Below are 12161 nucleotides of genomic sequence, written 5' to 3'. Positions count from 1 at the left end.
TCCACCCGCTTCGCCTTCAAGATCCTGTCCAAGGTCTTCAACTTCGACAGCAACGAGATCGCCGCCAACCCGGTGCACCTGATGTACGTGCTGGAGCAGCAGATCGAGCGCGAGCAGTTCCCGCCCGAGGTCGAGCAGAAGTACCTGTCGTACATCAAGGAGCACCTGTCGCAGCGGTACGCCGAGTTCATCGGCAAGGAGATCCAGACCGCGTACCTGGAGTCGTACTCCGAGTACGGGCAGAACATCTTCGACCGCTACGTCACCTACGCCGACTTCTGGATCCAGGACCAGGAGTACCGCGACACCGACACCGGCGAGATCTTCGACCGCGCGGCGCTCAACGCCGAGCTGGAGAAGATCGAGAAGCCGGCCGGGTTGTCCAACCCCAAGGACTTCCGCAACGAGATCGTCAACTTCGTGCTGCGTGCCCGCGCCAACAACGCCGGCAAGAACCCGGTGTGGACCAGCTACGAGAAGCTGCGCACGGTGATCGAGAAGAAGATGTTCTCCAACACCGAGGACCTGCTGCCCGTGATCAGCTTCAACGCCAAGGCCAGCGCCGACGAGCAGAAGAAGCACGAGGACTTCGTCAACCGGATGGTCGAGAAGGGTTACACGCACCGGCAGGTGCGGCTGCTGTGCGAGTGGTATCTCCGCGTTCGCAAGAGTTCGTGACCCCTTGACCGCAAGGAAGGCCTAGAACGGTGGCCTCTGACAAGCGACCGGAGCGCGCCGCGCTCCACCAGGTGATCGACCGGCGGCTGTCGGGCAAGAACAAGTCCATCGGCAACCGCGAGCGCTTCCTGCGCCGCTACCGCGAGCAGATCCGCGATGCGGTGCGCAAGGCGGTGGGTGACCGCAGCATCCACAACATCGAAGAGGGCGCCGACATCAGCCTGCCGCGCCGCGACGTGAACGAGCCGGTGTTCAGCCACGGCCCCGGCGGCAGCCGCGAGATGGTGCACCCGGGCAACCAGGAGTACGTGCGCGGCGACCGCATCCCGCGCCCGCGCGGGGGCGCCGGGGGCGGCGGCGGCAACGCCTCCCCGGACGGCACCGGCGAGGACGACTTCACCTTCCGCATCACGCGGGAGGAGTTCATGAACTACTTCTTCGACGACCTGGCGCTGCCGCGGCTGATCCGCACCCAGCTGCTGGCCGATGCGCCGGAGTGGAAGACCCGCCGCGCCGGCTTCGTGTCCCAGGGCAACCCGACCAGCCTGCACGTGGTGCGCTCCATGCGCGTGGGGCTGGCGCGCCGCATCGCCATGGGCGGCGACGCGCGCCGGCAGCTGCGCCGCGCCGAGGAGCACCTGGCGCTGCTGGAGTCGCGCAGCGACACGCCGGCGGCGGAGATCGAGGCGCTCAAGGCCGAGATCGAGGAACTGCGCCAGCGCCTGGCGCGCGTGCCCTTCCTGGATCCGTTCGACCTGCGCTACCGCCACCGGGTGCGCGAGCCGCTGCCCACCAGCAAGGCCGTGATGTTCTGCCTGATGGACGTGTCCGGCTCCATGGACGAGGCGCGCAAGGACCTGGCCAAGCGCTTCTTCATCCTGCTGTACCTGTTCCTCACCCGGCACTACAAGCAGACCGACGTGATCTTCATCCGCCACCACACCCAGGCGGCCGAGGTGACCGAGGACGAGTTCTTCCACGCCACCGAGTCCGGCGGCACCGTTGTGTCCAGCGCGCTGACGCTGATGAACGAGATCATCCGCGAGCGCTACATGGGCAGCGAGTGGAACATCTACGGCGCCCAGGCGTCGGACGGCGACAACTGGCAGCAGGACTCGTCCAAGTGCCGCGAACTGCTGGAGGGCAAGCTGCTGCCGCTGTGCCGCTACTTCGCCTACGTGCAGGTGGCCGACGAGGACCAGAACCTGTGGGAGGAGTACACCCGCGTGCTCGAGGCCAACGCCAACTTCGCCATGCAGAAGATCGTCACGCCGGCGCAGATCTTCCCGGTGTTCCGCGACCTGTTCCGCAAGAACCCGGCGGGAGCGACGCCATGATGGTCTTCGAACCCGTGCGCGGCGCCGACCGCCTGCCTCAGGCCTCGGACTGGACCTTCGAGCTGATCGAGGAGTACTTCGACGCCATCCGGCGCACGGCGGAGAGCTTCGGGCTCGACACCTACCCGGTGCAGCTGGAGGTGATCTCGGCCGAGCAGATGCTGGACGCCTATGCGTCCGTCGGCATGCCGGTGAACTACCGCCACTGGTCCTACGGCAAGCAGTTCATCGCCAGCGAGAAGAACTACCGCCGCGGCCACATGGGGCTGGCCTACGAGATCGTCATCAACTCCGACCCCTGCATCGCCTACCTGATGGAGGAGAACACGCTGCCCATGCAGGCGCTGGTGATGGCGCACGCCTGCTTCGGCCACAACTCCTTCTTCAAGGGCAACTACCTGTTCCGGATGTGGACGGACGCCTCGTCCATCATCGACTACCTGGTCTATGCCAAGGGCTATATCGCCGAGTGCGAGGAGCGCCACGGGCTGGACGCGGTCGAGGAGGTGCTGGACGCCTGCCATGCGCTGATGAACTACGGGGTGGACCGCTACCGCCGGCCGCAGAAGATCAGCCTGGTGGAGGAAGAGCAGCGCCGCAAGGAGCGCGAGGCCTACCTGCAGCAGCAGGTCAACGACCTGTGGCGCACCCTGCCGCGCCAGCCGGGCAAGCAGGCCCGCAAGGAACACCGGCGCTTTCCCGAGGAGCCGCAGGAGAACATCCTGTACTTCATCGAGAAGAATGCGCCGCTGCTGGAGCCCTGGCAGCGGGAGGTGGTGCGCATCGTGCGCAAGATCGCGCAGTACTTCTACCCGCAGCGCCAGACCCAGGTCATGAACGAGGGCTGGGCGACGTTCTGGCACTACACCCTGCTCAACACCCTGTACGACCAGGGCCGGCTGGGCGACGGCTTCATGATCGAGTGCCTGTCCTCGCACACCAACGTGGTGTTCCAGCCGCCGGTGACCGATCCGCGCTACTCGGGCATCAACCCGTACGCGCTGGGGTTCGGCATGTTCACCGACCTCAAGCGCATCTGCATGGAGCCCACCGACGAGGACCGGGAGTGGTTCCCCGACATCGCCGGCAACGGCGAGTGGGTCAGGACGCTGGACTACGCCATGCGGCACTTCAAGGACGAGAGCTTCATCGGCCAGTACCTGTCGCCGCGGCTGATGCGCGAGTTCCGGCTGTTCTCCATTGTCGACGATGCGGCCCAGCGCGAGCTGGAGGTCTCGGCCATCCACGACGACATGGGCTACCGCCACGTGCGCGAAGCGCTGTCACGGCAGTACGACCTGAACTGGCGCGAGCCCAACATCCAGGTCTGGAACGTCAACCTGCGCGGCGATCGCTCACTGACGCTGCGCCACACCCGCCAGAACGACCGCCCCCTCGACAACGGTGCCGAGGAGGTGGTCAAGCACGTCGCCCGCCTCTGGGGCTTCCGCGTGCGGCTGGAAAGCGTGGACAACCACGAGCGCGTGCTGCAGCACTGGGAAATCACGCCGCAGCAGAACAACCATTAGCGCGGGCCCTGCGTCGTCCTCCCTGCAATGGCGGGGCCTGACCCATTTCCCTTGTTGGTCATCCCCCGCGAAGGCGGGGGATCCAGCGCAACGCGCGCCTGGTGCCGGCTTCCTACGGCAGCTTCTCGATCACCTTGGCCATCTCGTCGCGCGAGAACGCACGCAGCGTCTGGGTGCGCACGTTGCCGGCCGAGCACAGCGCCAGGTTGAACGCCGTGACCGAAGCCTCGTCCTGCGCTTCGCACTTGACCAGCACGTCGCACGGACCCAACGTCCAGTGGATCTCGGTCATCCGCACGCCGAAGCGGCTGGCCAGTTCCTGAGCCGCGTCGGCGCGCTTGACCGTGTCCTTCACGCTGCGCAGTCCCTGGTCGGTGAACGTCACAAGTGCAAAGTAGGTCGCCATGGCAGACTCCTGGAGTGGGGGCCTGCAAGGTAGGCGGCGACCCCGCCGAATTCAAGCTCAGGCGACGCCGCGGCGCTCAGCCCGTGCGGATCACCGTGATGTGCTCGGTCCCGCTCTCGGGCAGCCACACCTCGCCGGGGCGGCCGAGGATCTGGCGCACGCTGGCTCCCTCGCGCGGCAGGGCGTAACGTTCGAAACGTTCACTGGCGGGATCGAACGAGTACACGGCATTGCCGCCCCATTCGGAGATCCACGCGACGTCGCGCTCGTCCACGTACACGGCATAGACGCGCGTGTTCGTGCCCGGCGGTTTCCAGGCGCGCCAGGCACCCGAGCGCGGGTCGTGCATCGAGAGCTGGCCGCTGTTCCATTCGCTGACCCAGATGCGGCCCTGGCTGTCGCTCCAGACCCGCCGCGCGCCCTGGCCGGGGGTCGGCGGCTGCACCACCTGCGACTCGCCGGTGCGCCGGTCGACGCGCGCGATGAAGGAGCCGGCCAGCGAGCACCACCAGATGTCGCCCGACGGCGTGGCGCAGATGCCGTAGGGGCCGCGGCCGCGCGGCGACGGTTTCACGCTGACTTCGCCGGTGCGCACCGCGACCTTGCCCACCCAGCCCGACTGGCCGGTGAACCACAGGTCGCCGTCGCCGTCGAAGGCGGCCGTGTTCAGGTTGGCGTAGGGCGTGCCGTCCGGCAGCGGGAAGACGCGCACCTGCCGGTCGGGCCAGCCGACGCGCACGATGGCGTTCTGGCCGCTGTCGGTCAGCCAGGCTGCGCGATCGGGTCCCTGGATCACCCCGTGCGGCGATGAACCGCTGCCCAGCGCGACCAGTTCGGTGCGGCCCGTCCGCGGATCGAACCAGCCGAGATGGCCGCTGGCCTGCGCGCTGAACCACACGCCGCCGTCCGGCGCGGGGGCGACGTCATGGATGCCGGTACGGCGCGGGGTGGCGAGCTTCCAGCTCTGGAGCCGGCCGGGCGCAGCCTCGAGCGGCAGCGCGGCGGCGAGGGGTAGCAGGCTGCCGGCCTGGATCAGGCGACGGCGGGACAGGAACGACATGGGTGCCTCCGGCGGGGGTTCCGGGGCGCCCATTCTGGCGCGGGACGGCGTCCCGCGCAGGGGTTTCGATCAGGTCAGATCACGCCTTGCGCCAGCATGGCGTCGGCCACCTTCACGAAGCCGGCGATGTTGGCGCCGTCCACGTAGTCGACGCTGCCGTCCTCGCGGGTGCCGTGCTCCACGCAGGCGGCATGGATGCCTTGCATGATGCCGAGCAGGCGGGCGTCGACTTCCTCGCGCGGCCAGGACAGGCGCATCGCGTTCTGGCTCATCTCCAGGCCCGAGGTGGCCACGCCGCCGGCGTTGCTGGCCTTGCCGGGGGCGAACAGCACGCCGGCCTGCTCGAACACGTGGACCGCGTCCAGGGTCGAAGGCATGTTGGCGCCTTCGGCGACGCACAGCACGCCGTTCTTGACCAGCACCTTGGCGTCCTCGCCGGTCAGCTCGTTCTGGGTGGCGCAGGGCAGGGCCACGTCCACCGGCACCGCCCACGGCGACTTGCCCGGCAGGAACTGGGTGCGGGTGCGCTCGGCGTAGTCGCTCACGCGGCCGTACAGGTGGTTCTTCACCTCCATCAGCTCGGCCAGCTTGGCCGGCGTGAAGCCGTCCTTGTCGACGATGGTGCCGCTGGAGTCGGACACCGTCACCACCTTGGCGCCCAGCGCCATCGCCTTCTCCACCGCGTACTGGGCCACGTTGCCCGAACCGGACACGCTGACGCGCAGGCCCTCGAAGGACTTGCCGCTGCGCTTGAGCATCTCCTCGGCGAAGTAGACCGTGCCGTAGCCGGTGGCTTCCGGGCGGATCAGCGAGCCGCCGAAGGACAGGCCCTTGCCGGTGAACACGCAGTCGGCCCGGTTGGACAGCTTCTTCATCATGCCGGTCATGAAGCCGACCTCGCGGCCGCCCACGCCGATGTCACCGGCCGGCACGTCGGTGTCGGAGCCCACGTGGCGGAACAGCTCCGTCACGAAGGCCTGGCAGAAGCGCATGACCTCGCCGGGGCTCTTGCCCTTGGGATCGAAGTCGGAGCCGCCCTTGCCGCCGCCCATGGGCAGCGTGGTCAGGGCGTTCTTGAAGGTCTGCTCGAAGGCCAGGAACTTCAGGATCGACTGGTTCACCGAAGGGTGGAAGCGCAGGCCGCCCTTGTACGGACCGATGGCGGAGCTGTGCTGGATCCGGAAGGCCCGGTTGACCTGCACGTCGCCGTGGTCGTCGACCCAGGACACGCGGAACTGGATGATGCGCTCGGGCTCCACCAGCCGGTCGAGCAGGCCATGTTCGGCATAGCGGGGGTTGCGCTCGATGAAGGGCCACAGGCTTTCGATGACTTCGGTCACCGCCTGCAGGAATTCGGGCTGGCCCGGGTTGCGCGTGGCCACCTGGGCCAGGAAATCATGGCTGCTTGCGTACTTCATGACGGTTGGTATGGATGTGATGCGGCAAACGCATATTGTCGCTCATCCACGCACCTCAACCGTGCGCAAGCCCACTGTTACGCACCAGTACGGAAGTATTAGGCGCCAACGTGGTGCAGCGGCCATCCGCGCCGGGCACCCCGCGCCGGGTCGAATCGGGGGCCGCTCCGACAGGCGGTCGGTGGGTTTTCCTACCTGCCGATGAACTGGCCGGCGCCGACAGTGAGCACCCCACAAGCTCGGCAATGCAGCCCGCATGCAGGTCGCCATGCCCGGCAGGTGGCCACGACGCGGATCGGCGGGGAGGACAGGGTCGCCCCGGGCCCCTGGCCGGGTTGGGACCGTCCGCTTCCGGACACGTCATGAAGAGTCCGACATCGTCTGAACATCGCCCAGCGCCTGCCGTGAACCCCCGCATCCTGTTCGTCGTGATGTCGGCGGTCGCCCCGGTGGCGACGGTCGACCAGCTCGCCCGTGCCCTGCAGCCGCACGACGTGCTGGTGCACCACGATTTCTCGCAAACGCCGGACTTCCCCCTGCAATCCCCCAACGTCGCGTTCGTGCCCGAGCCGCGCCGGACGGGCTGGGCCACCTGGGGCTTCGTGGAGGGCATCTTCCATGCCCTGCGCCATGCGGTGGAGCAGCGGGACTTCGACTACCTCCAGCTGCTCAGCCCGACCTGCCTGCCGATCAAGCCGATGGCTCAGTTCGAGGCGCACGTGGCCGGCGGCGTCGACGCGCATTTCGGCGCCATCGACCTGCTGGCCGACCGCGACTGCCTGATGAGCGTCGGCTACCGCGCCTTCTCGCCGGAGGGCGGTTTCCGGCACCGGGTGCTGCGCCGGCTGTCGCGCGAGTACTTCGCCGGTTCGGCCTCGCGGCGGGACGAGGTCGGCGTCTGGATCCATGCGGGCGGGGGCGCCGGCTGGCGTGCCCGCCTGGCCTGGGAGGCCACGCGGCTGGCCGCGGCCGGGGCCTGGGGCCGCCACTCCTTCGGGGCGGCCCTGCCGCCGTATTACGGATCGGTGTGGTTCGGCGCGCGAAAGGAGATGGTGCGCCGGCTGGTCCAGGGTTTCGATGAGCCGCAGCTGCGCGCATGGGCCAGCGGACTGCGCATCGCCGAGGAGTTCCTCGTGCCCTCGCTGCTGATGCGGGCCAGCCGCACGCGCGGGCCGCTCAACCATTACATCAGCCGCTACGACCAGGCCCACCCGCGCCGGCTGGAGGAATCCGACCTGCCGGCACTGCGCGCGACGCCGGCCTTCTTCGCACGCAAGTTCCCCGACGATCCCGCCGCGCCGGTGCGGCTGCGCGTGCTGGAGGAACTGGTGGCCAAGGGCAGCGCCAGCGTCGTCGTGCCCGGCCCCTGCGGCGCGCCGGCGGACCGGGCGCAGCCTCCGCAGGCGGTGCAGCCGTTCGGGCTGCAGCCGGCGAGGCGGACGGCGCGCTAGGCCGGCCGCCGGCCTGCTGGCCAGGGAGGCAGGGTCAGTCCTCGCCCCAGACTTCCCGCGCCGTCTCGATCACCAGCCGCAGCTTGTTGCGCTGGTCCTGCACCGCGATGTTGTTGCCGTGCACGGTGCTGGAGAAGCCGCACTGGGGCGACAGGGCCAGCTGCTCCATCGGGGCGTACTTCGAGGCTTCGTCGATGCGGCGCTTGAGCACGTCCTTGCTCTCCAGCTGGCCGACCTTGGTGGTCACCAGCCCCAGCACCACCGTCTTGCCCTTGGGCAGGTAGCGCAGCGGCCGGAAGTCGCCCGAGCGGTCGTCGTCGTACTCCATGAAGTAGGCGTCGATGTCCATCTCCTTGAGCAGCGCCTCGGCCACCGGCTCGTAGTTGCCGGCGGCGGCGAAGGTGCTCTTGAAGTTGCCGCGGCACAGGTGCATGGCCAGCAGCATGCCCTCGGGCTTCTGCGCCACGACCTTGTTGATGAACTTGGCGTAGCGGTGCGGCAGCTCGTTGGGGTCGTCGCCGCGCTGGCGCGCCGCCTCGCGCATCTTCTCGTCGCACAGGTAGGCCAGGTTGGTATCGTCCATCTGCACGTAGCGGCAGCCGGCCGCGTACAGCGAGCGCAGCTCGTCGCCGTAGGCCTTGGCCACGTCGTCGTAGAACGCCGGGTCCAGCTCGCGGTAGGCCTCCTTGCTGATGCCGGCGCGCCCGCCACGGAAGTGCAGCATGGTGGGCGAGGGGATGCACACCTTGGGCGTGCGGCCGGCGCCCACGTTGGCCTTGAGGAACTCGAAGTCGGCCTTCTGGATGTCCTTGGCGTGCCGCACCTTGTCGACCACCCGGATCACCGGCGGCGCCAGTTCCTCGCTGCCGTCGGCCTTGCGGATCGTGACCGGGATGTCGGTCTTGACGCCGCCGAGCTGCTCGAGGAAGTCGATGTGGAAGTAGGTGCGGCGGAACTCGCCGTCGGTGATGCTCTTGAGGCCGACGCTCTCCTGGAACTGCACGATCTCGGCGATCGCCTTGTCCTCCACTTCGCGCAGCTGCTGGGGCGTGATCTCGCCGCGGGCCTTCTTCTCGCGCGCCTCCAGCAGGTACTTCGGGCGCAGGAAGCTGCCGACGTGGTCGTAGCGGGCAGGGAGTTTCATCATGGGCGTCGTCCTCTTGGTTGGGTCAATGGGCGGAAGGTTACTCCGTCCGCGCCCGCCGGTCAGCGGGGCTTCTGCGCCTACAGGTCGAGCACCAGCAGCGGGCTGCGGGCCCGCGAGCAGCAGGGGGTGAACTGGTCGTTGCGCGCCTTCTCCTCGTCCGTGAGATAGAGGTCGCGGTGCTCGCATTCGCCTTCCAGCACCCGGGTCAGGCAGGTGCCGCACACGCCCTGCTCGCAGGACGTGAGGATCTCCACCCCGGCCGCCGCCAGGGCCTGCACCACGGTCTTGTCGGCCGGGACCGTGACCAGCTGCCCGCTGCTGGCGATCCGGACGTCGAACGCGCCGTCGCCCTCGGCCGCCTTGGGCGCTGCGCCGAAGTACTCCAGGTGGATCTGCTCGGGCCCGAAGCCGGCGGCGCGGGCGCCCTGCACCGCGAAGTCGATGAAGCCCATGGGGCCGCAGACGTACAGGTGGGTGTCGGCATCCTGCGGCCCCAGGGCCGCCGCCAGGTCCAGCTTCTGCGCCGGCCCCCCGTCGTCGAAGTGGAACTGCACCCGGTCCGCGAAGGGCGAGCGCAGGATCTCCTCGCGGAACGCCGTGCGCGCGGCCGAGCGCGTGCAGTAGTGCAGGGTGAAGTCGGCGCCGATCGCCGCCAGCCGCTGGGCCATGCACAGCAGCGGCGTGATGCCGATGCCGCCGGCCAGCAGCACGGTGCGGCGCACGTGGACCAGCGGGAAGTGGTTGCGCGGCTCGCTGATGGTGAGCACGTCGCCCTCGCGCACGCGCTCGTGCAGGCCGGCCGAGCCGCCGCGGCTGGCGGCGTCGCGCAGCACCGCGATGCGGTAGCGGTGCTGCTCGCCGTCGTCGTTGCACAGCGAATACTGGCGGATCGGCCCGCCCGGCACGTGCACGTCGATGTGCGAGCCGGCGCCGAAGGCCGGCAGCGGGCCGCCGTCGGGCCGCACCAGCTCGAAGCTGGCGATGTCCTGCGCTTCCTGCGTCCGGCGCAGGACCTTGACGGTGATGTCGGTCATGCGCTTCAGGCAGCCTGCTTCAGGGGCTGCTCGGCCGCGATCAGCCGGTCGATGATGCGGCGCGACTGCACGCCGCCGGCGTCGATGTTGAGCATCAGCAGCCGGCGGTCCGGCCAGGCCGACAGGTTGCGCTGCTGCGCTTCCAGCACGGCCAGGTCCTCGGCGAACACCTTGCCCTGGCCTTCGCGGATCTGCGCCGTGAGCGCCGCGTCCTGCGGCCGGAAGTTGCGCGCCATGCCCCAGAAGTACCACATGGTGGTGTCGGTCTCGGGCGTGATGAAGTCCACCACGATGCTGGAGACCTTGTCCTTCGGGTCGGCGTGGTAGCCGCCCTTGCCGGCATGGGCCACGCCCACTTCGATCATCACGTGGCTCGGCGGGTAGAAGTGGCAGACCTGCCAGCGGTCCACCGGCACGTCGTCGGCCAGCCCGGCGCCGCGCAGGTTGGCGCGCCAGAAGGGCGGGGCCATCACGTTCTCCATGAAGCGGCTGGTGATCACGTGGTCGCCCTCGGTCTTGGTCGTGACCGGCGTCTCGTCGATCTCCTTCTGGCCGATGCTGCCCACGTGCACATAGGCCTCGTGCGTCAGGTCCATCAGGTTGTCCACCATCAGGCGCCAGTCGCAGGCGATGTGGTACAGGCCGCCGCCGTAGGCCCAGGCCGGGTTGCCGGCCCACTCCAGGTGGTGGATCGTCGACGGATCGGCCAGCGCCGGGTCGCCGGGCCAGACCCAGACGAAGCCGTATTTCTCGGCCACGGGGTAGGCCCGCACCTTGGGAAAGCCCTGCACGCGCTGGCCGGGCATGGACACGGTCTTGCCCTCGCAACCCATGACCAGTCCGTGGTAGCCGCAGACCAGCTGGCCGTCGCAGACCCGGCCCAGCGACAGGGCGGCGCCGCGGTGCGGGCAGAAATCCTCGACCGCGGCCACCTGGCCGGGGGCGGGGCGCCAGAAGACGATCTTCTCGTTGCAGATGGTGCGCCCCAGCGGTTTGGCGTCGATCTCGTCGGGGGTGCAGGCGACGTACCAGGCGTTCTTGGGAAACATGGCAGCGTGGGTCCGGTGGATGGAGAATTGGGTGTTGAGAATACGCAATGTATACAACGAATGCGAAGGGGCGCAAGAAAGCCCTTGCCGAAAGGGCGTCGGGAAGCTCGGGTTCACGCTGGCTTGCCAGCGGCCCGTTCCCCTGTATATTGCTTTGGTTCCCTGCGTCCCGCAGGGGATTCGGCCTCTCTGGTACCTGGATGTATACATGAAAGATCCCAACCTGGATTCGAGTTCCCAGGCCGTCAAGGCCCAGCTGCGCCTGCGCGAGCTGATCCTGTCCGGCGAACTGGCCGGCGGCAGCCGCATCGCCGAGCTGGCCATCGTGGAGAAGCTGGGGGTCTCGCGCACGCCCATCCGCAGCGCGCTGATGCGGCTGGAGCAGGAGGGCCTGCTGGACGCGCTGCCCAACGGCGGCTACGCGGTGCGCACCTTCAGCGAGCGCGACGTGGCCGACGCGATCGAGCTGCGCGGCACGCTGGAAGGGCTGGCGGCGCGGCTGGCGGCCGAGCGCGGTGCGCCGGCGGTGGTCCTGTCCGAGGCCCGCCAGTGCCTGACGGGGATCGACGCCGTGCTGGACCAGCCGGCGCTCGACGACGAGGCCTTCTCCCGCTATGTGGCCCTGAACCAGCGCTTCCACGCGCTGCTGGCGGAACTGGCCGGCAGCGCCGTGTTGGCGCGCGAGCTCGACCGCGTGGTCAGCCTGCCCTTCGCATCCCCTTCCGGCTTCGTGGTCGTCCAGGCCAACTCGGCGCGGGCGCGCGACATGCTGGTCGTGGCCCAGGACCAGCACCGGCAGGTGCTGGAGGCGATCGAGCAGCGCGAGGGCGCGCGGGCCGAGGCCATCATGCGCGAGCACTCCCGGCTGGCTCAGCGCAACCTGCGCGAGGCCATGCAGGGCCACCACCTCGACCGGATGCCGGCCGTGCGACTGATCCGCAAACGCGCCTAGAGGACCAGGTGCGGATGCCTTGCACTCGCCGGATATCGCAAGGCCAGCTATGCCCAAGCGGGATAGCTGATAGACCGGCCCCTCCCTTGGCTCGCGCGCC

Annotated in this window: 10 protein-coding genes and 1 pseudogene; 5 read left to right on the top strand and 6 right to left on the bottom strand. The window is 68.9% G+C overall.

What is annotated here, in order from left to right; genetic code table 11:
• The 3 genes and pseudogenes from VEC03_RS09920 to VEC03_RS09910 all read left to right on the top strand — a co-directional run.
• Positions 1 to 678 (top strand): annotated as a pseudogene (locus tag VEC03_RS09920) (PrkA family serine protein kinase); the annotation flags it as partial.
• A gap of 29 nt (positions 679 to 707) precedes the next feature.
• Positions 708 to 2015 carry a YeaH/YhbH family protein gene (locus tag VEC03_RS09915; RefSeq protein WP_324914775.1) on the top strand — a complete coding sequence of 436 codons (1308 nt, stop codon included), beginning with the start codon at positions 708 to 710 and terminating at the stop codon, positions 2013 to 2015.
• Positions 2012 to 3544 carry a SpoVR family protein gene (locus VEC03_RS09910; protein WP_414708475.1) on the top strand — a complete coding sequence of 511 codons (1533 nt, stop codon included), beginning with the start codon at positions 2012 to 2014 and terminating at the stop codon, positions 3542 to 3544. The genes VEC03_RS09915 and VEC03_RS09910 overlap by 4 nt, the downstream gene beginning before the upstream one ends.
• Positions 3545 to 3656: 112 nt before the next feature.
• On the opposite strand, the gene VEC03_RS09905 is transcribed toward VEC03_RS09910, so the two are convergent.
• The 3 genes from VEC03_RS09905 to gdhA form a co-directional block, all read right to left on the bottom strand.
• Positions 3657 to 3950 (bottom strand): GYD domain-containing protein, encoded by a 294-nt coding sequence (locus VEC03_RS09905; RefSeq protein ID WP_324914773.1) that lies wholly within the window; start codon positions 3948 to 3950, stop codon positions 3657 to 3659.
• A gap of 76 nt (positions 3951 to 4026) precedes the next feature.
• Positions 4027 to 5010: a virginiamycin B lyase family protein gene (locus tag VEC03_RS09900; RefSeq protein WP_324914771.1), complete on the bottom strand. Its 984-nt coding sequence runs from the start codon at positions 5008 to 5010 to the stop codon at positions 4027 to 4029.
• Positions 5011 to 5084: 74 nt separating this feature from the next.
• Positions 5085 to 6428 (bottom strand): NADP-specific glutamate dehydrogenase, encoded by a 1344-nt coding sequence (gene gdhA, locus VEC03_RS09895; RefSeq protein WP_324914769.1) that lies wholly within the window; start codon positions 6426 to 6428, stop codon positions 5085 to 5087.
• Positions 6429 to 6832: 404 nt separating this feature from the next.
• Here gdhA and VEC03_RS09890 point away from each other — a divergent pair, with 404 nt between their 5' ends.
• A complete protein-coding gene (locus tag VEC03_RS09890; protein WP_324914767.1) occupies positions 6833 to 7879 on the top strand; it encodes a hypothetical protein in 1047 nt (348 codons plus the stop codon).
• Between the two features lie 34 nt (positions 7880 to 7913).
• Here VEC03_RS09890 and VEC03_RS09885 read toward each other — a convergent pair whose 3' ends face one another.
• The 3 genes from VEC03_RS09885 to VEC03_RS09875 form a co-directional block, all read right to left on the bottom strand.
• On the bottom strand, positions 7914 to 9026 hold the full coding sequence (locus VEC03_RS09885) for a 5-methyltetrahydropteroyltriglutamate--homocysteine S-methyltransferase (protein WP_324914765.1): 1113 nt from the start codon (positions 9024 to 9026) through the stop codon (positions 7914 to 7916).
• Positions 9027 to 9103: 77 nt separating this feature from the next.
• Entirely contained in the window at positions 9104 to 10060 is a 957-nt protein-coding gene (locus tag VEC03_RS09880; protein WP_324914763.1) for a PDR/VanB family oxidoreductase, read from the bottom strand.
• A gap of 5 nt (positions 10061 to 10065) precedes the next feature.
• Positions 10066 to 11109 carry an aromatic ring-hydroxylating dioxygenase subunit alpha gene (locus VEC03_RS09875; protein WP_324914761.1) on the bottom strand — a complete coding sequence of 348 codons (1044 nt, stop codon included), beginning with the start codon at positions 11107 to 11109 and terminating at the stop codon, positions 10066 to 10068.
• A 208-nt stretch (positions 11110 to 11317) separates the two neighbouring features.
• Between VEC03_RS09875 and VEC03_RS09870 the strand changes: the two genes are divergently transcribed.
• Entirely contained in the window at positions 11318 to 12061 is a 744-nt protein-coding gene (locus tag VEC03_RS09870; RefSeq protein WP_324914759.1) for a GntR family transcriptional regulator, read from the top strand.
• The last annotated feature ends 100 nt before the right edge of the window (positions 12062 to 12161 follow it).

The sequence above is a fragment of the Ramlibacter sp. genome (assembly GCF_035627355.1).
Lineage (GTDB): Bacteria > Pseudomonadota > Gammaproteobacteria > Burkholderiales > Burkholderiaceae_C > Ramlibacter.
This window is presented reverse-complemented; position numbering and strand designations above follow the sequence as displayed.

Bases quoted from the DNA above. Each gene is read 5' to 3' on its own strand.
- VEC03_RS09900 (WP_324914771.1), bottom strand. From the start codon at position 5,010: ATGTCGTTCCTGTCCCGCCGTCGCCTGATCCAGGCCGGCAGCCTGCTA.
- VEC03_RS09905 (WP_324914773.1), bottom strand. From the start codon at position 3,950: ATGGCGACCTACTTTGCACTTGTGACGTTCACCGACCAGGGACTGCGC.
- VEC03_RS09885 (WP_324914765.1), bottom strand. From the start codon at position 9,026: ATGATGAAACTCCCTGCCCGCTACGACCACGTCGGCAGCTTCCTGCGC.
- VEC03_RS09875 (WP_324914761.1), bottom strand. From the start codon at position 11,109: ATGTTTCCCAAGAACGCCTGGTACGTCGCCTGCACCCCCGACGAGATC.
- VEC03_RS09910 (WP_414708475.1), top strand. From the start codon at position 2,012: ATGATGGTCTTCGAACCCGTGCGCGGCGCCGACCGCCTGCCTCAGGCC.
- VEC03_RS09870 (WP_324914759.1), top strand. From the start codon at position 11,318: ATGAAAGATCCCAACCTGGATTCGAGTTCCCAGGCCGTCAAGGCCCAG.
- VEC03_RS09880 (WP_324914763.1), bottom strand. From the start codon at position 10,060: ATGACCGACATCACCGTCAAGGTCCTGCGCCGGACGCAGGAAGCGCAG.
- gdhA (WP_324914769.1), bottom strand. From the start codon at position 6,428: ATGAAGTACGCAAGCAGCCATGATTTCCTGGCCCAGGTGGCCACGCGC.